This window comes from Citrobacter sp. wls619, from assembly GCF_005281345.1.
Lineage (GTDB): Bacteria > Pseudomonadota > Gammaproteobacteria > Enterobacterales > Enterobacteriaceae > Citrobacter.
In genome coordinates this window covers 49,523-66,149 of record NZ_SZXJ01000035.1, presented here as the reverse complement: position 1 = coordinate 66,149, position 16,627 = coordinate 49,523, and the positions used below count along the sequence as shown (strand labels likewise).

Genomic DNA, 16,627 nt, shown 5'->3' with positions numbered 1-16,627 from the left:
TTTACTCCTTGTCTTTGGTGTCCGGCAGTTGCCAGAAATCGAAAAAGTTAAACCAGTCGAGTGGCGACTGAAGTGCATAGTGCTCAAGGCGTTCGGCGTAGCGATCGACGGTATGTTGTAATGCCTGTTGTCGGGTGGCGCGTGGCAAGAGCAGCGGGTCAGCAAACGGTTCGCAGTGGATATGTAGCTTTTCCTGCTGGCGCAGGGCGAAAATCAGATCCACCGGGCAGCGTAAAATAGACGCAAGAATGAACGGGCCCTGTGGGAATGGCGCAACCTGTCCCATAAAGCGGCTCCAGCAGACACGCCATTCGCCGCCACGTTGGGTCGTGACGGCGATGCGATCGCCGACGATGGCTATCCATTCGCCACGATCCAGTTTCTCTTTGAGCAGAATGGCGGTATCCGGGCCGATATCGTTCACCGGAAGCAGGTTTAACCCAGCCTGCGGGGCCATTTCTTCCATAATTTGTTTAAAGCGTTGGGCGTTATTGCTAAATACCAGCGCATTGATTGTTTTACTGCCCTGCAGCTGGGCCAGTGCCCGACAGGCTTCGACATCGCCCAGATGCGAAGCCAGCAGCAGTTTTCCTCGCGGGTCGCTGACATTTAGCGTCTCTTCTGCGCCTGGTGCAAAAACAACATCGCGGCCGATGTGCAGCTCACCGCGCCAGCTGGCAATCTTATCCAGCATCGCGCCGCCAAAACGCAGGAAATGCTGATAACTGGTCAGGTTTGACGGTACTGGCATCCGGCGTGCGATCAGTTGCGCCCGTACGCGGCTAATCCAGCTCTGAGAGGCTTTTCGGGCAGTTGATGCGGTGAGCCAGTAAACGCCGACTACCGGATACAGTAGCAGGGAGAAGGCTTTGCGACCGAGTAAACGCCAGACCAGCAGCATCAGACGCATTCCCCACAGCCCTTTGACTTCCTGCTGCTGCGCCCAGTGTGTTGATGAACGACGAAAAAGCAGGGAGGGGATGCGCGGCAACATGCCAAAAAACAGGCGAGTGTGCATTAATGAAATGCGCAGATTGTCTTTGAGCGCGTCGAAATGGGATAGCCCGTCCTGCGGATAGGTAACTCGCGTGGGGATAAAATAGCTGGTGTTGCCTTGCCAGTAGAGGCGCACCATCACTTCGGTATCAAAATCCATCCGTTTGCCGAGCGTCACGCGCTGTGCCAGTTGCAGTGTAGGTGCCACCGGATACACCCGGAAGCCGCACATACTGTCTTTTAGCTGCAACGAGAGCGTTTCTATCCACACCCAGATGTGGGTTACCCAGCGTCCGTACAGGCGCGAGCGAGGAACAGAATCATCGTAAATCGGTTGCCCGGAAATGAGCGCTGTCGGATGTTCTTTTGCTAATGCAAGCAGCCTGGGAATATCTTCAATGGCATGCTGCCCGTCGGCATCGACCTGCACGGCATGACTGAACCCGGCATCTGCCGCCGCCTGAATTCCGCTAATCACCGCCGCGCCTTTGCCTGCGTTGACCGGCAGGCGAATTAACGTCAGATTGCGGTATTCTGCCGCCAGGCGTGCCAGTTCGTCTTGTGTGGTCTTGTCGCTGCCATCGTCCACCACAATGCAGGGGAGATTGAACGGTTGAAGACGATCCAATACGCCCGACATCATCGCGCCGTGGTTATAGCAGGGGATCAACACGCACGGGGAAAACGTCAGCGGCATAACCGAATTTTCCCGCTGCTGGCGGTATGGCGCGCTTCACCGTCGTGGCGCTGGTAACTAAAAGAGAGCATCTGACGTTCTTCCTGCCAGCTCAGGCTCAGGGTGACGGTGGTTTCAGGCAATAGCGGTGACTGGAACTTCACGTTCTGAATACTGTGAAAACGCCAGCCAGGGACCAGCAACGTGGTGGCGTAATGCATCGCCCAATCCAGCTGTGCAACGCCTGGCAGCAGTGGCTGCACGGCAAAATGTCCGCTGAACCAAAACAGCGAAGGGTCGAGATGTAAAACAATCTCAGCCTGTTGAGGCTGTGCCTGATGGCGCTCGATTTCATGGGGTTTCATGAAATAACTCCTGTAATTGCGCATAGACACGCTTGTTCATACTGTTGACCGGAATCTCATCAATCACCCGCCAGTAGCGGGGAACGGCGACCGGCTCCAGCCAGGGTAACAGCGAACGTCGCCAGGTCAGTTCTTGCGGTTTTCCTCCGCACGCGAGCCAGCGTTGATGGGCTTTGTCATCCAGAACCAGCAGGACGCCAACACCCTGGCGCCCCCCGCGTGAGACCGGCAATGCCGCGACGTCACGGATACCGTCCAGCGCCAGTAAGCGTTGCTCCACTTCGCTGAGTGAAATGCGTTTCTCTTCAATCTTGACGACTCGCCCGCGCCTGCCCATCAGGCGAAACTGACCGTTTTCAGTAAATTGCAGAATATCATCCAGCAACAGGCCATCATCAGCGGCAATTAGCGGTGAAAATACGCGAAATGCGTCATTTTCTGGCTGAAATCTGACGCCGGGAAAAGGCAGCCATGCCACATCATCTTGATGGCGATAACGCCACGCAAGGACTCCGGTTTCAGTGCTGCCGTAGATCTCATCGGGCCAGACATTCAGCCAGTCAGCAGCCTGCGCGACGTCCTGCCAGGGCAGCATACCGCCCGCAGACAGAATCAGTTCGACCGGCGGCGGCGCCAGGTGATGGTCGAGGCGTTTCAGAAATGCCGGACTGCTGATAAACGCATACCGATGATCAGAGCTCAACGCCGCCAGTTGTTCGGCATACCACAGCATTGCCGCGTGCAGCGGCAGACCTAAGGCCATTGGCAAGAAAATACGAAACGTCAGACCATACAGATGTTGCGGAACCACAGACGCAACCACCCGGCAGCCTGCCAGACGATCGGCAAAGCGCGTCGCGAGCAATGCCGCTTCGCTATCCAGACGAGCGATCGGTTTGATCACGCGTTTCGGCTGGCCGGTCGAACCGGAAGTGAACAGCTCCACAAAGGCGTCGCTGCGTATTGCCGGAAAGGTGATGTCGTGGCTCACGGGTGTCATGGCAGAACTGACCACCCGCAGCGTTCCCTGCCACTCCAGCGCTTTATCGCTCAGTACCCCGTCAAACAGCCTGTGCTGCTCGTTTAACAACGAAACGCGACAATGCCCTGGGATCACCGGCGTTTTGCCAGCATGTAACGTGGCCAGCAGTGCGACGATAAATAAATAGCTGTTCTCGAAGCACAATGCCCAGCGCTCACCTTCCTGCTGCTGCAGGTATGTTATCAGCTGGGCCACATCGAGGCGCAGATGACCCAGCGTCCAGGTATGCTCTTCCTGCCACGCAACAGGAACGTCGTTCGGGCGTGGGTCACAGAGCCATTGAGCAAGTGTGAGGGGCTGCTTCATTGGGTATCTCGTTTTATCACCAGTTGGCGAACTAACCACTCGCCGACCATCAATGTTCCCATCAGCAGATAGGAAACCATACCGTTCCAGGTCGTCCACAGGGTCATATCGCCATTCAGTGCGGTAAAGAGCGCAACGCTGCCGTTGATGATGAAAAAGGCGCACCAGATTTGCGTCACACGGCGAGTGTAGCGTACTCCTGCCTCGGGCAGATTTGGGTCGCGCAGCCGCGCCAGGCGTTCAACAATGGGCATCGCGGACCACAGAGAGCCACCAAATACCGACAGCATGACGCTGTTTACCACTACCGGGTAAAACAGCAGCAACTGATGCGTCTTGAGCAGATAACTGGCAATGCACAACGTGATACCTGCGACCGCCACGACCTGAGTCACGACGCGCAACGGCCCCGCCTGTCGCCGGGTCTGGCGAAAGCGTAAAAAAAGGAGTAGCGCCATCAACGGTAGCAACCAGTGCAAACTGTTATGCGCAAGGCCAAACCAGATCAAAAACGGCCAGGCCAACAACAGTAGGCCTGTTAGCAGTTGTACGACTGGCAGCGAGCGAGTGCCCGACACGGTGAATTACGCTTCTTTGAGAAGGCGTTCTACCGCGTCGACGACATCTTGTACGGTGCGTACTGCTTTGAACTCTTCCGGCTTGATTTTCTTACCGGTTTTCTTTTGCAGATGCACGATCATGTCGACGGCGTCGATGCTGTCGAGCTCCAGATCTTCGTACAGGCGCGCCTCAGGCTTAATGTCCTGCGGGTCGACTTCAAACAGTTTGACCAGCAGTGAGGAGACTTCTTCGTAAATGGCTTTTTGTTCGGTCATAACGGACTATCCTCAGGCACGTTGCGCGTGAATGAACGATGCCAGCGTGGCGACGGAGAAGAAGTGCTGACGCATTTCTTCGCTCTCTGCTGAGAGGACCACGCCATACTCGTTTTTCACCGCCAGCCCCAGCTCCAGGGCGTCGATTGAGTCCAGACCTAATCCATCGCCAAAGAGTGCCGCTTCGGTATCAATATCGTCAGCTGTCAGTTCGTCGAGATTCAATGTCGTTATAATGAGATTTTTGATTTCAAGATAAAGCGCTTGCATCATTAATTCCTGAAAGAGGTAAAGTACCTGGTTGTAATTGAAGCAAAAGATGCCGGTTCAACTGCCTTGCGGCCAGCGCCGGTTCTTGTGAATTTGCGTCGTAAAATTGGTCGATCTTAACCCGTTCGTGTACTGAAATGGTGAACATGGGCTTTATCGATGGGACGTCGTACCATTTGCTTTCTTTATCCAGCATTTGTTCGCTGCAGTTAATGGTGACGATGCGTAAATCGCTGCTGCAGCGTACGGCGATATTCGCCGCACCACGCTGTAACGTCATTTCCTCTCCGGGGCGTGTACGGGTTCCCTCGGGGAAAATTAAAATGGTATCGCCTTGTTCCAGACGTTGCTGGCACGCAGGTAACAGCGCATCAGCCTGACTGTTAATCAGATAATCTGCTGCCCGGACCACGCCGCCGAGAAACGGGTTTTTTAGTAATGCGCTTTTCACCAGACAGTCGGTTTCTGGCATGACCGAGGCCAGTAGCACGTAGTCGATGAGCGTCGGATGATTGGCGACGACCAGGCACCCTTGTTCGTTGCGTAAAATGTCTCGTCCTGCAATCTGGTAATCCAGCACGCCAAGTCGCTTTACCACCGTTAAAAAGAGGCGAAAACTGGCAGCAATGCTGCGTCTGGCGATACGCCGACGTCGGGCTTTATCCCATACCGCGATGAGCAATACGTTAAACCAGACGGTAGAAAGGAGCAGTCCGCCGAGGCCAAACAGGGCAAAGCAAAAACCGGTCATCACCAGTCGCCATACCCAATTAAGCCGCAGGAAAATCGTGTTCATCCCTGACTCCACTGCCACTGTACGCGCTCGCCTGGCAGGGTAAACGCCGCGGTATCTTGCAAATAATGCTGTAAAAACAACAGGCTTTGTGGCAATGGCGTCTCACCTTGCGCGTGGTGTGGACGGGTTTCGCATTGCCAGCGATCACCGGATTCAATAACCAGTGCGACGGCAAACGGCCATGTTGGCATATCAGGCGGCAACTGTGGATGATAAAACTCGGGCAGAAAACCGTCGAAATCGACCATCAATACGCGCTGATATCCCGCCTGCAACAGCCCGATGACTTCGCACAGCCCCTGCTGGAACGTATCCCTGCCAGCAGAAAGCGAGGAGGAGACAATCGGTTTTTTCGCGGCGATGGTCAGGTTTCCCACCGCAGAATTATGCACAGAGAGGGCAAAATCGGTTGGTGAGAGAGCCTGCTCAGTCGCCAGGGCGTGCAGGATCCTGTAGTTACGCTCCAGTTCACCATGGCGGCTGGTGTACAACACGGCATCGATATCATGACGGCGTAGCATCGCCAGCCCGCAATCAACGGCCAGTTTGCTACCGGAGCTGAGGCGGCGAGCCGTCATCATCGGTAACTCGCTGAGTTTAGCCAATGGCGCGGTGGGATCGATGGCGTGCGAAAACCGTGACCATTCATGCCACTGTTCTGTTTCGCTTAACCCTGGCGCCTTGGCCTGCCAGTCGATAATGTTGAATGCAAATTTCATCAACGCGTATCCGCGGTAAATCGGTTTTTCCGATTGTTTCTTATTTTTTCTTCTGACATATCAATAAAGTATGCCCAACACCTAAGTTGTCGTGGCGTTCATCTACCTGAAAACCTGCCTGATTCAGATAGTGATAAAACTTCTCTACGCTGTAGAAACGGCTGTTGCCATTCGCCATACAGGTAAAATAAAGCGAAGACGCATTCAGGCTAAATGAGGCCGCTTCAAATTTTTGGGCATCCCAAAACAGTTCCATAATGCACAGCTTCGCGCCCGGTTTCATCACCCGAGCAATGTTGCTCAGTATGGCGATAATTTGTTCCGGGGAAAAACAGTCCAGAAATTGGCTCATCCACCAGATATCTGCCTCTGCGGGTAAAGGCGAGTCGCTAAGCATATCCACAGCATGGAAATTAATGCGATGGGATAATCCCGCATTTTCGATATTTTCGCGGGCAAGTGCAATTTGTTGCGGCAAATCTAATAGAGTGACTGCAATATTGTCATCATGTTGACAACAACGTAACGCCCATTTCCCAGTATTTCCGCCGACATCGTACAGGGTTGCAGGGGCGCTGGCGAATACATATGGCAATGCGGCATCAAATGCGCCATCTGAATAGTAATGATCGAAAGCGAACCAACTTTCACGCGCAGCCAGGGGTAATTGCGACAGTGCAGGATAGATTGTTGGCCAGTCGCCAAAAATTTTTAATCCCGCGGGCTTCCCTTCTTTCAGCGCATTCTCCAGATAGAACAGTCCCTGATAACAAACATCCTGGGTGAAATCCATATTCACACGCGTCATCGTGTCATGTAAAAGGAAGTGGCCGACTTTTGCGAGGTAATAATATCCTTCTTTGTGGGTAATGATTCGCCCACTTAACCCCATATCTAACAGGATGCTGGCGGCATATTCGTTGATGGTGCTGTTCTCGGTAATTTCGTCGAGCGTGGCGCCGCGTTTACCTTGCTTGTCCAGCCAGGTGAGTACTCCCGCATTTCGCAGACACAACGCGGTTTGAAAAAGCATAGGGGCAAAGGCGATACGTTGTGCTTCAGTAATGGCATCCAGTGCGCTAAGCGAATCCTGTTCGTACATGTGGGGACAACCTGTTAAATGGCAGAGAGTAAGAGTATCGGGCCTTTTCGGCCCGACTTTAGGCGTAATTACAGATTGGCACCGGCGGACAGATTGAGCTGGATGTCTTTATCCAGATTGCGTACCCAGCGGTTGTAGTTTTTATGGATTTTTCCACCAGAAGCCTGCAGGTTAAGGCTGCTGTCGTATTTAATGTCATAGCTGGTGGCGGTATAGGTGATACGGACTTCAGCCACATGATCGCGGGTTTGTTGGCGTGCTTTAATGACACCAGGACCGGCTTCAGACATGACCCATTGGCGTTGAATGCCCGCTTTCAGAATCGCGGTTTTAACCTGATCCTGAGTGTGCCCCGCGCTTACGCTGGTGTGAACTTGATCGATCGGCGCAGTACGCGCACAACCCGCCAGCGCACCGACAACGGCAATGGCCGCAAACCACTTAATATACTGTTTCATTAAAACTCCCTCTCAAAGTACTGTTTATACGTGTTTAATAATAAGCTTCGAAATAATGATCGCCCTGCAGTACCTGTGATTTTATTTAAGCTAAATTAGCATCTTATTTCACGTGTCCAATAGCAAGGCAATGAGGTTGCCGGATGGTAATATGCAGTGATTTTCTTCAACGGAAATTTTTCAGCGTAATCATCGGCGAGAAGTATAGATTTTTAGATAAAACGTATCAAATAAAATAACCTTTAAATATAGGCAGATAGTTTGAGTTAAATGCTGTGGGGGGAGTCATTATTTTTATGCGTTTTGGCAAAGAAACCATCACCTTGACTTATGTATTTTCTTTATTAAAAAATGAAATCCTTTTCACTCTTTATTTAAGATAAATTGCGATATATACCTGTATGGATATCAGTTTAACGGGCATATAAAAAGATAAAAACTACCTCGGTTGGTAGTTTTTCAGGGTAGCCGACTTTTGGGTCTGCCGGGACCAAGCAAAATGGCCAGTTTGCTGCCGCCGGTGGTGGTTTCCATCCAGATTTTACACACGCTGGTTAATGGGACGGAGAGCAACATGCCCACGGGACCGAGCAGCCATCCCCATACCAACAGGGAAAGGAAAACGATCAGCGTCGACAATCCCAGGCGATGCCCCATCATACGCGGCTCAAGGATATTGCCAATCACCATATGCACCACCAGAAACAGCGCGCCGACCAGCACGCATTCGTAAAGGCCATTGAACAGCAACGCCTGAATCATGGGCGGCACGGCGGAAATAACCGAGCCTATGTTGGGCACATAATTGAGCAGGAAGGCCAGCACGCCCCACATCAGAGCAAACTGAATGCCCATTAGCGCCAGTCCCAGCCAGACGATGGCGCCAGTCCATAAGCTGAGCAACGTTTTCAGCGCCAGATAGTGAGATACGCCCTTTAATGCCCGATGCAGCCCCGCAATATGGATCTGTGGATTGTTCAGCGCAAAGCGCAGCTTATAGGGGACGTGGCGTACCTCAAACAACATAAAGACCACCGTCATCACCAGCAGAACGACGCTGGCCATCGCACCGGAAAGACTGGTCATCAGCGTGGTTGTGAAGGTCATGAGCTTGTCGGAATCGATACGTTGCAGGATGCGCTCTGGCGACATATGCAAATTCAGAAACGGCACCATCTCTTGCAGATACAGGACTTTGCGCGTCAGCTCCTTATTGTACTTGGGCAGCATGGCCATGAATTCTGTGATCGACGATGCCAGGACACCAACCAGCGCGGTAAGGACGATCAGCATCACGACGACCACCAGCGTAATGGCAACCGGGCGACGGATCCCCCGACGAATAAACCAGGTTACCAGGGGATTCAACACAATGGCGAAAAACAGGGCCAGCAGTAGCTGTACAAGAATATCGGCTGCGGCGTGTATACCCGCGAGGATCACCACCAGCGCGGCCAGTTTAAGCAAAATGTGCAAACCTGTTTTGTCAGGCTGGATGGTTGTCATGTCTTCTTCCTGTGTGCATTTTTGCATTAAGTGTAGCGGCTGGCTTGCTGCCGATATTCCTAATCTGGTTACTGATTTCTGGGCTGCAACATGGTAGAAATGAAACACTGTTGTGAATATGTGGTGACCCTCCATGCCCGAACCCGTCGCTGAACCGACGCTGAGCGGTTTACGCCTTAACCTGCGCATTGTCTCCGTGGTGATGTTTAACTTCGCCAGCTATCTGACCATCGGCCTGCCGCTTGCGGTATTGCCGGGTTATGTCCATGATGTGATGGGATTTAGTGCCTTCTGGGCCGGGCTGGTTATCAGTCTGCAATACTTCGCGACGTTGTTGAGCCGCCCGCATGCCGGTCGGTATGCCGATTTGCTGGGGCCGAAAAAGATTGTGGTATTTGGGCTGTGCGGCTGTTTTTTAAGTGGTCTGGGCTATTTGCTGGCAGGGAGCGCGCATGGCTGGCCGCTGGCCAGTTTATTGCTACTGTGCCTGGGGCGCGTGATTCTGGGTATCGGGCAAAGCTTTGCCGGGACCGGTTCTACATTGTGGGGCGTTGGGGTGGTTGGCTCAATGCACATTGGACGGGTGATTTCATGGAACGGTATCGTCACTTATGGGGCGATGGCGATCGGTGCGCCGTTGGGGGTGCTGTGCTACGCCTGGGGTGGCTTACAGGGGCTGGCGCTGACCGTGATGGCCGTGGCGCTGCTGGCAATATTGCTGGCGCTGCCGCGTCCGGCAGTGAAGGCCGGCAAGGGCAAGCCGTTACCGTTTCGCGCGGTGCTTGGGCGAGTCTGGCCGTACGGTATGGCACTGGCGTTGGCTTCTGCCGGCTTTGGGGTGATCGCCACGTTTATTACCCTGTTTTACGACGCGAAAGGCTGGGACGGCGCGGCATTCGCGCTGACGCTATTTAGCTGCACGTTTGTCGGTACTCGTCTGCTATTCCCAAATGGCATCAACCGCTTAGGCGGGCTGAATGTCGCGATGATCTGCTTTAGCGTCGAAATTGTTGGGCTGTTGCTGGTCGGGATGGCTTCCATGCCGTGGATGGCGAAAATGGGCGTGCTACTGGCCGGCGCAGGGTTCTCGTTAGTCTTCCCGGCGCTGGGTGTGGTCGCGGTAAAAGCGGTCCCGCAGCAGAACCAGGGCGCGGCACTGGCGACCTATACGGTATTTATGGATTTGTCGCTGGGTGTCACCGGGCCGCTGGCCGGGCTGGTGATGACATGGGCGGGCGTGCCGGTTATCTATCTGGCGGCAGCCGGGCTGGTAGCGGTGGCGTTGTTGCTGACATGGCGGCTAAAAAAACGGCCTCAGGTGGTGTCACCGGAGGCCGCGTCATCGTCTTAACCGTTACTGGATAACCAGCGTGTTAATGATGTTTTCTGCCGTGGTCTGTGCTTTTTGCTGATCGTCAGCAGGCAGCGTGATTTGCAGGGTCAGCAGTTGGTTGTCCACTTTACCCAGCACCACGGAGGAGTAGGCAGTCTGGCCTTTCGCTGAAATGATGCTGTCTAACTGCTGCAGCGTGTGGCCTTTCAGCTCAATTGACTTGTTAGTGACCACCTGCAGCTGCGGGTCACGGCTACGCTGCTGATCTTCCAGACGTTTTGCCAGTACAGGCAGTGCTTCACTGGTATCGTCACCGACAATCACAATCACCGCTTTCTGGCCGGTTGCGTCAGAATAAACGTGCATGTTGTTGGCCTGGGTGCCCAGCTTGCCGCTCTGATCGGTCATGTCTGCCGGCAGGGAAAAACTGAGTTTGCCGTCGAGCAGGTTAACCGGTTGTCCGGCGGCGCTGCTTTGTGCGGCAGCACCCTCTGCTGGCGCTTTTGTATCGCTATTATCACAGGCCGCAAGCCCCATAACCAGCAGGCCAATACCGACATATTTAACCAGATTGCGCATTGACTTCTTCCTTTCGATAAACGGCCATAACGGCTCATTCGTCCATCTTATCACAACTCGGAAAATGAACCTTTAACTCGTCTGCAATGCAGAGATTTCAGATTTATCTGCCAGCCTTTTCAGCAACATATTCAGCAACACGCCATACATCGGCAGGAAGAAAATAATGCTGATCAGCACTTTGAAGCAGTAATCGACCAGCGCGATTTCCATCCAGTGCTCGGCCATAAAGGCATCCGGGCTGCGCCAGAAGGCGATAAAGAAAAACGCCAGCGTATCGCTGATGTTGCCAAACAGCGTTGAGGCCGTAGGGGCGAGCCACCAGCGACGGTTCTGACGCAGGCGGTTAAAGACGTGCACATCCAGAATTTGTCCCAGCGCGTAAGCCATAAAACTGGCGGCGGCGATACGGGCGACAAACAGGTTAAAGTGCAGCAGTGCATCAAAACCTTGCCAGGAGCCCATATAGAACAGTGAAGACACGACATAGGAGATCAGCAACGCAGGAACCATCACGGCAAAGATGATACGTCTTGCCAGCGGCGCGCCAAAGATACGCACGGTCAGATCGGTCGCGAGGAAAATAAACGGAAAGCTAAACGCGCCCCAGGTGGTATGAAAACCAAAGATGGAGATCGGAAGCTGCACCAGATAGTTGCTGGAGGTGATCACCAGCAGATGAAATAGCGATAGCCAGAACAACGCTTTTACGCGCTGATTTTGTGTAAACGGAGTCATATTGTGACCTTTTTGTTGGATGGGGTGAGGGAACCCAATAAAAAACCGTCGCATGATACTGCTTTAAAAACACATTGCAATGGTTGTTTTTCACGCAATCGTTAACCTGATTGGCTTACGCCACAACAGAGCGTAAAATAACGCCGTTTTTGTATGAATGAGACTACGATGAGCGATCTGTTTACTTCTCCCGACCATACTCTTGATGCGCAGGGGCTGCGCTGCCCGGAACCGGTCATGATGGTGCGTAAAACCGTGCGTGGCATGCAGGCCGGTGAGACGCTGCTGATTGTTGCAGACGATCCGGCGACAACCCGCGATATTCCCGGCTTCTGTACTTTTATGGAACATGAGCTGGTGGCAAAAGAGACCGACTCGCTGCCGTACCGCTATCTGCTGCGCAAAGGGCAGTAATCTTGTTATGCCGGATGGCGCTCACGCTGTGTAACCTGTAGGCCGGATAAGGCAACGCCGCATCCGGCACACACATACATTATCCTTTACGTAATAAGCGCAGCGCGTTGGCGGTCACCAGCACCGTTGCCCCCGTATCTGCCAGTACTGCCAGCCACAATCCGGTTATCCCCAGCAGCGTGGTAACAAGGAAAATCCCTTTCAGACCCAACGCAATCGTAATGTTTTGTCGAATATTGGCGTGGGTTGCGCGCGCCAGCTGGATCATTTGCACCAGGCCACGCAGACGGTTATGCGTCAGGGCCGCATCGGCAGTTTCCAGCGCAACATCGGTTCCGCTACCCATGGCAATGCCGATGGTGGCGGCTTTCATCGCCGGCGCGTCGTTGATCCCATCGCCGACCATCGCCAGTGGTGACAGTTGGTTGAGCTGGGTAACGGCCCGCACTTTATCTTCCGGTAACAGCCCCGCTTTGAATTCAAGCCCCAGTTCAGCGGCAATAGCGGCTGCTGCGCGAGGATTGTCGCCGGTCAGGATCACCCCTTTCACACCGAGTTGATTCAGCTCGCTGATGGCGGTGCGGGCATCGTCGCGCAGCGTGTCCTGCAAGGCCAGTACGCCGAGAACGGCATCGTTACGCACGACCAGCACGACGGTTTGGCCTGCGCTTTCCAGTTCGCTTATCTGCCCGGCAAAGGCATCAGCAGGATGTTTGCCTGCCGCGCAAATCAGTACGCGCTCGCCGTTTACCTGTGCTTCAATCCCTGAGCCAACCAGCGCACGCTGTTCTGTCGACAGCGGAATACTCAGTTCACGCGTCTGTGCTTCACGGACAATGGCCTGGGCCAGCGGATGCGTTGCGCCTTGTTCAACGGCCGCTGCCAACGCCAGCAGTTCGGCTTCGTCTACCCCACTTGCCGGATGAATAGCCGTGACGCGCGGTTTACCGACGGTCAGGGTGCCGGTTTTATCAAACGCCACCTGCGTGACTCTACCCAACTGTTCCAGGGCGGCACCGCCTTTGATTAACGCTCCGCGACGCGCCGCTGCGGCTAATCCGGAAGTGATTGCGGCAGGGGTTGAAATCACCAGTGCGCACGGGCAACCGATCAGCAGCAGCGTTAGCCCTTTATAAATCCATTCCTGCCAGGAAGCGGCAAACAGCAGCGGCGGTACGAGCGTGACCAGCAAGGCAATCGCCATGATGGCCGGGGTATAAATCCGGCTGAAGCGATCAATAAAACGCTCAATAGGGGCGCGACGCTCTTCGGCCTCTTCAATCAGTTTCAAAATACGGTCAATTGCGCTGGCACCGGGTTCAGAGAGAACCTCGAGAGTGACCAGTCGGTCTACGCTGGTGGCACCTGCCGGGACTTTTTCGCCCAATGCCCGCTCAACCGGAATAGATTCACCCGTCAATGCACTTTCATCAAAGCTGGCAAAACCCGAAACCAGTTTAGCGTCGGCGGGTAAACGTCCTCCGGCGGCAACTTCAATGATGTCGCCTGGCTGGAGGGTGTTAATGGCCACCTCTTCGCGCTCGCCGTTACGCAGGCGTGTGGCGGTTTCCGGCTTCAGCGCCATTAGCGCGCTGACCCCTTTACGGGCGCGGCTGGCAGCCCATCCTTCCAGGCGCTCGCCGATTAAAAACAGCAGCAGTACCATGGCCGCTTCCGCCGTTGCACCGATAAACAATGCCCCGATGGCGGCGACGCTCATCAGCGTTTCAATGGCAAAGTAGCTACCGGTCTTCATCAGGCGTAGCGCCTGACGTGCAATGGGGTACAGACCCACCAGTGTGGTGGCGATAAAGGCTATCTGGCCGAAGGGGTGATTGAACTGCTCCAGTCCCCAACTGATGGCCATCATGATAATCAATGAAATCAGCGGCAGATTTTCTTTAAACCGTGATTCTGGGGCTTCTTCTGGCGCCTGCTCATCGCGCAGGGTGTAGCCGGCTTTCTGCACTGCGCTTTCAATTTGCTGGCGGACATCGGAACCGGCATCCACCACCAGCTTTTCGGTAGCGAACAGAACCTGAACCTGGTTAACACCGCTGACCTGGCGGACCGCATTTTCAACTTTACGCGCACAGGCCGCGCAATCCATGCCCGCGACTTTCCAGGAATAGCGAGTACCTAATACGGTTGCAGAAACGGGTGGTGGGGTTGAGCAACTGCCTTCACAGCAGCAGTCATCAGCTTTCTGCGGTGCAGGCGCGAGCTTGAATGAAGAGAACTGTGGGGCTTTTTTGCCATTGGCCTCTGGTGTCGACATGGCATCCTCCGATTGATAATCATTTCGTATTAACCGGAGGATACACTCTGGAGTCGACTCCAGAGTCAAGGGTTTTTAAAGATACAGCGAACGAACAATCAGGAAATGCCCGGCGAAGTAGCAAGCCGCCGCAATCGCGTTGTCCGCGCGGAAGCGGTAACGGTAATGGCTCCCCAGCCAGACAATGTTGCCGATGAACAGGAGAGAGGCCCCCAAAAATGCGGACAGCGCCGGCGCGGTCGGGCGGAAGAACCACAGTTCGCCTGCCATCCAGACCATCATCAGAGTAATACCGACAAAGGTACATATGGCGATACGCAGTTCTTCCAGGCGAGTCCAGATCACAGCGATCAGCAACGCACCTAACACCAGCAGCACCAGCGGTAAAGGCCAGAAGAACGACAGCGTCATTTGGCTGGCGAAGTAAATGGTATACAGCAGGTGTGACAGGAAAAACGCGCCAATGGCGTACAACAGACGTTGACGTGGCAATAGCGTCAACGCATCACCCAGCAGCGAGGCAAGCAAGCCGGCCAGTACCAGGTAGCTGATGGCGTTAAACATTGGCGCCTGCCAGGCCAGCAGCAGCAGGAGCAATAACGTCAGGGGTTTAAAGACCCAGCGTTGCCAGGCGGGTCCACGATAGGAAGCATCCACGAACAACCATGCGGAAAGACAAACAGCGATAAACGACCAAAGCATCTTAGTTCCTTGAATTCGTTATTTTTTCGTAAGCGGGGTGCTTACGGCTCTATTGACCAGTGTAGAGTCCGATACCGCCAGATGACAACACCATAACAGGCAAGGTATGCTTATTTCCGCATTTTCTGATGGGTTAATAATATGAGTAAGCCACCCCTTTTTTTTATTGTGATCATTGTCTTAATCGTTATTGCCGCGTCGTTTCGTTTTGTTCAGCAGCGGCGGGAAAAAGCGGAAAATGATGCTGCACCGTTGGTGCAAAAAAGGGTGGTGGTGAGTAATAAGCGAGAGAAGCCGCTAAATGACCGGCGTTCACGTCAACAGGAAGTGACGCCAGCGGGCACCAGCATGCGCTATGAAGCCAGCTTCAAACCGCAAAGCGGCGGCCTGGAGCAGACCTTTCGTCTTGATGCCCAGCAGTATCATGCGTTAACGGTTGGCGACAAAGGCATGCTGAGCTACAAGGGTTCGCGTTTTGTTGATTTTACGGCTGAACGTTAAGGTTTCATTTGGCTGATGCCGGATGACGGCTTACGCTTTATCCGGCCTACAGGTTTAGTCGTCCCGGCCCGCGACGCGCCGCCGGGCGAAAAGATTGCAGTTACTTCTTCAACTGATCTTTAATCTTCTTCTGCCAGACCAGCAGTTCAAATACGCCAAACAGAAAAATACGGATTTTCTCGCCGCGGGTCATTTGTGGGCCATCTTTCGGCATGGTGGATTTCAGCAGCGCCAACTGCATGCCGTGCATCAGCACCATAAACACCAGCGCCACATTCACGAAGATATTGAGCGGACGTGGGAACGGTTGAAAAATATTCAGGAGCAGGAATGCCCAGACGCACAGCATTAACAGACGTCCCAGATTAATCAGCATGTTGCTCTCCTTGTGCTTCACGTTGATACAGGCGATAAGCAACCTGCCCAGCCACTTTTTCGCGGTACAACGACCAGTTAACCGGAACAACAGGCAGGCCGTTTTCGACTTCGCTTTCAACGTAAATATACGCTTCGTTTGCCAGCCAGCCGCGCGTTTCCAGAAGTGTTAATGTTTCTTCCAGTAATCCTTTGCGAAACGGTGGATCAACAAACACTACGTTATGCGGCGTACCCGTCTGGGCTAAAAACGTCAGGGTGTTGGCGTTGATGACGCGGGCATGTGTTGCCTTCAGCGTGGCGAGATTTTTTTGTAACTGCTGCGAAACCGCGCGATCCATCTCCAGAAGCGTGGCATCTGCCGCATAGCGGGAGAGTGCTTCCAGAGCCAATGCGCCGCTGCCAGCAAAGCAATCAAGGCAACGAGCATCGACCATCACCGGGGCCAGCCAGTTAAACAGCGTTTCGCGTACACGGTCGGTCGTTGGGCGTAGACCCGGACTGTCCGGAACCGGGAGTTTACGGCCTCGCCATTGCCCGCCAATAATGCGGATCTGACCGCTGCCTGAGTGATTCGGTTTTTTCATTTCTATTATTGCTCAATCCGCCTATAGCATGTCATTCCAGGCGGTGAT

The 16,627-nt window shown here is 53.8% G+C and carries 20 protein-coding genes; 3 read left to right on the top strand and 17 right to left on the bottom strand.

What is annotated here, in order from left to right:
* Position 1 precedes the first annotated feature (1 nt).
* The 11 genes from FDX19_RS05915 to FDX19_RS05865 all read right to left on the bottom strand — a co-directional run bounded on the left by FDX19_RS05915 (position 2) and on the right by FDX19_RS05865 (position 9,072).
* Complete coding sequence (locus FDX19_RS05915; protein ID WP_137381989.1) at positions 2–1,693, bottom strand: glycosyltransferase; 1,692 nt, start codon at positions 1,691–1,693, stop codon at positions 2–4.
* Complete coding sequence (locus FDX19_RS05910; protein ID WP_137381988.1) at positions 1,684–2,037, bottom strand: beta-hydroxyacyl-ACP dehydratase; 354 nt, start codon at positions 2,035–2,037, stop codon at positions 1,684–1,686. The genes FDX19_RS05915 and FDX19_RS05910 overlap by 10 nt, the downstream gene beginning before the upstream one ends.
* Entirely contained in the window at positions 2,024–3,385 is a 1,362-nt protein-coding gene (locus FDX19_RS05905; RefSeq protein WP_137381987.1) for an AMP-binding protein, read from the bottom strand. Before FDX19_RS05905 ends, FDX19_RS05910 begins: the two co-directional genes overlap by 14 nt.
* Entirely contained in the window at positions 3,382–3,963 is a 582-nt protein-coding gene (locus tag FDX19_RS05900; protein ID WP_137381986.1) for a hypothetical protein, read from the bottom strand. Before FDX19_RS05900 ends, FDX19_RS05905 begins: the two co-directional genes overlap by 4 nt.
* A 6-nt stretch (positions 3,964–3,969) precedes the next feature.
* On the bottom strand, positions 3,970–4,221 hold the full coding sequence (locus tag FDX19_RS05895) for an acyl carrier protein (protein WP_005121566.1): 252 nt from the start codon (positions 4,219–4,221) through the stop codon (positions 3,970–3,972).
* Between the two features lie 12 nt (positions 4,222–4,233).
* Positions 4,234–4,491, bottom strand: coding sequence for a phosphopantetheine-binding protein (locus FDX19_RS05890; RefSeq protein WP_048213596.1), 258 nt, complete (start codon positions 4,489–4,491; stop codon positions 4,234–4,236).
* The gene (locus FDX19_RS05885) at positions 4,472–5,287 is read right to left on the bottom strand and encodes a 1-acyl-sn-glycerol-3-phosphate acyltransferase (RefSeq protein WP_137381985.1); all 816 of its coding nucleotides are present in this window, start codon (positions 5,285–5,287) and stop codon (positions 4,472–4,474) included. Before FDX19_RS05885 ends, FDX19_RS05890 begins: the two co-directional genes overlap by 20 nt.
* Positions 5,284–6,006: a beta-ketoacyl synthase chain length factor gene (locus FDX19_RS05880; protein ID WP_137381984.1), complete on the bottom strand. Its 723-nt coding sequence runs from the start codon at positions 6,004–6,006 to the stop codon at positions 5,284–5,286. Before FDX19_RS05880 ends, FDX19_RS05885 begins: the two co-directional genes overlap by 4 nt.
* A 40-nt stretch (positions 6,007–6,046) precedes the next feature.
* Positions 6,047–7,108: a class I SAM-dependent methyltransferase gene (locus tag FDX19_RS05875; RefSeq protein WP_137381983.1), complete on the bottom strand. Its 1,062-nt coding sequence runs from the start codon at positions 7,106–7,108 to the stop codon at positions 6,047–6,049.
* Between the two features lie 68 nt (positions 7,109–7,176).
* A complete protein-coding gene (locus tag FDX19_RS05870; RefSeq protein WP_122973906.1) occupies positions 7,177–7,554 on the bottom strand; it encodes a hypothetical protein in 378 nt (125 codons plus the stop codon).
* A 471-nt stretch (positions 7,555–8,025) separates the two neighbouring features.
* Entirely contained in the window at positions 8,026–9,072 is a 1,047-nt protein-coding gene (locus FDX19_RS05865) for an AI-2E family transporter (protein ID WP_137381982.1), read from the bottom strand.
* Positions 9,073–9,205: 133 nt separating this feature from the next.
* Here FDX19_RS05865 and FDX19_RS05860 point away from each other — a divergent pair, with 133 nt between their 5' ends.
* Positions 9,206–10,423, top strand: coding sequence for an MFS transporter (locus FDX19_RS05860; protein ID WP_137381981.1), 1,218 nt, complete (start codon positions 9,206–9,208; stop codon positions 10,421–10,423).
* 3 nt (positions 10,424–10,426) lie between these two features.
* On the opposite strand, the gene FDX19_RS05855 is transcribed toward FDX19_RS05860, so the two are convergent.
* The gene (locus FDX19_RS05855; RefSeq protein WP_005121574.1) at positions 10,427–10,984 is read right to left on the bottom strand and encodes a DcrB family lipoprotein; all 558 of its coding nucleotides are present in this window, start codon (positions 10,982–10,984) and stop codon (positions 10,427–10,429) included.
* Between the two features lie 72 nt (positions 10,985–11,056).
* A complete protein-coding gene (locus tag FDX19_RS05850) occupies positions 11,057–11,722 on the bottom strand; it encodes a 7-cyano-7-deazaguanine/7-aminomethyl-7-deazaguanine transporter (RefSeq protein WP_137381980.1) in 666 nt (221 codons plus the stop codon).
* 168 nt (positions 11,723–11,890) lie between these two features.
* Between FDX19_RS05850 and tusA the strand changes: the two genes are divergently transcribed.
* Positions 11,891–12,136 (top strand): sulfurtransferase TusA, encoded by a 246-nt coding sequence (gene tusA, locus FDX19_RS05845; RefSeq protein ID WP_005121576.1) that lies wholly within the window; start codon positions 11,891–11,893, stop codon positions 12,134–12,136.
* 79 nt (positions 12,137–12,215) lie between these two features.
* Here tusA and zntA read toward each other — a convergent pair whose 3' ends face one another.
* Both zntA and FDX19_RS05835 read right to left on the bottom strand, forming a co-directional pair.
* Positions 12,216–14,414 carry a Zn(II)/Cd(II)/Pb(II) translocating P-type ATPase ZntA gene (gene zntA, locus FDX19_RS05840; protein ID WP_137381979.1) on the bottom strand — a complete coding sequence of 733 codons (2,199 nt, stop codon included), beginning with the start codon at positions 14,412–14,414 and terminating at the stop codon, positions 12,216–12,218.
* Positions 14,415–14,489: 75 nt separating this feature from the next.
* Positions 14,490–15,116: a lysoplasmalogenase gene (locus FDX19_RS05835; protein WP_137381978.1), complete on the bottom strand. Its 627-nt coding sequence runs from the start codon at positions 15,114–15,116 to the stop codon at positions 14,490–14,492.
* Between the two features lie 141 nt (positions 15,117–15,257).
* On the opposite strand from FDX19_RS05835, the gene FDX19_RS05830 reads away from it, so the two are divergent.
* A complete protein-coding gene (locus FDX19_RS05830; protein WP_137381977.1) occupies positions 15,258–15,617 on the top strand; it encodes a DUF2500 domain-containing protein in 360 nt (119 codons plus the stop codon).
* A gap of 100 nt (positions 15,618–15,717) precedes the next feature.
* Here FDX19_RS05830 and FDX19_RS05825 read toward each other — a convergent pair whose 3' ends face one another.
* Together FDX19_RS05825 and rsmD are read right to left on the bottom strand one after the other, a co-directional pair.
* Positions 15,718–15,993, bottom strand: a complete 276-nt coding sequence (locus FDX19_RS05825; RefSeq protein ID WP_137381976.1) for a DUF1145 family protein — start codon at positions 15,991–15,993, stop codon at positions 15,718–15,720.
* On the bottom strand, positions 15,983–16,579 hold the full coding sequence (gene rsmD, locus FDX19_RS05820; protein ID WP_137381975.1) for a 16S rRNA (guanine(966)-N(2))-methyltransferase: 597 nt from the start codon (positions 16,577–16,579) through the stop codon (positions 15,983–15,985). The genes FDX19_RS05825 and rsmD overlap by 11 nt, the downstream gene beginning before the upstream one ends.
* Positions 16,580–16,627: the final 48 nt, after the last annotated feature.

Coding starts and splice junctions, on each gene's coding strand:
- FDX19_RS05890 (WP_048213596.1), bottom strand. CDS start 4,491: ATGCAAGCGCTTTATCTTGAAATCAAAAATCTCATTATAACGACATTG.
- FDX19_RS05895 (WP_005121566.1), bottom strand. CDS start 4,221: ATGACCGAACAAAAAGCCATTTACGAAGAAGTCTCCTCACTGCTGGTC.
- FDX19_RS05835 (WP_137381978.1), bottom strand. CDS start 15,116: ATGCTTTGGTCGTTTATCGCTGTTTGTCTTTCCGCATGGTTGTTCGTG.
- FDX19_RS05830 (WP_137381977.1), top strand. CDS start 15,258: ATGAGTAAGCCACCCCTTTTTTTTATTGTGATCATTGTCTTAATCGTT.
- tusA (WP_005121576.1), top strand. CDS start 11,891: ATGAGCGATCTGTTTACTTCTCCCGACCATACTCTTGATGCGCAGGGG.
- FDX19_RS05855 (WP_005121574.1), bottom strand. CDS start 10,984: ATGCGCAATCTGGTTAAATATGTCGGTATTGGCCTGCTGGTTATGGGG.
- FDX19_RS05880 (WP_137381984.1), bottom strand. CDS start 6,006: ATGAAATTTGCATTCAACATTATCGACTGGCAGGCCAAGGCGCCAGGG.
- FDX19_RS05860 (WP_137381981.1), top strand. CDS start 9,206: ATGCCCGAACCCGTCGCTGAACCGACGCTGAGCGGTTTACGCCTTAAC.
- FDX19_RS05915 (WP_137381989.1), bottom strand. CDS start 1,693: ATGCCGCTGACGTTTTCCCCGTGCGTGTTGATCCCCTGCTATAACCAC.
- zntA (WP_137381979.1), bottom strand. CDS start 14,414: ATGTCGACACCAGAGGCCAATGGCAAAAAAGCCCCACAGTTCTCTTCA.
- FDX19_RS05885 (WP_137381985.1), bottom strand. CDS start 5,287: ATGAACACGATTTTCCTGCGGCTTAATTGGGTATGGCGACTGGTGATG.
- FDX19_RS05875 (WP_137381983.1), bottom strand. CDS start 7,108: ATGTACGAACAGGATTCGCTTAGCGCACTGGATGCCATTACTGAAGCA.
- FDX19_RS05865 (WP_137381982.1), bottom strand. CDS start 9,072: ATGACAACCATCCAGCCTGACAAAACAGGTTTGCACATTTTGCTTAAA.
- FDX19_RS05910 (WP_137381988.1), bottom strand. CDS start 2,037: ATGAAACCCCATGAAATCGAGCGCCATCAGGCACAGCCTCAACAGGCT.
- rsmD (WP_137381975.1), bottom strand. CDS start 16,579: ATGAAAAAACCGAATCACTCAGGCAGCGGTCAGATCCGCATTATTGGC.
- FDX19_RS05850 (WP_137381980.1), bottom strand. CDS start 11,722: ATGACTCCGTTTACACAAAATCAGCGCGTAAAAGCGTTGTTCTGGCTA.
- FDX19_RS05825 (WP_137381976.1), bottom strand. CDS start 15,993: ATGCTGATTAATCTGGGACGTCTGTTAATGCTGTGCGTCTGGGCATTC.
- FDX19_RS05905 (WP_137381987.1), bottom strand. CDS start 3,385: ATGAAGCAGCCCCTCACACTTGCTCAATGGCTCTGTGACCCACGCCCG.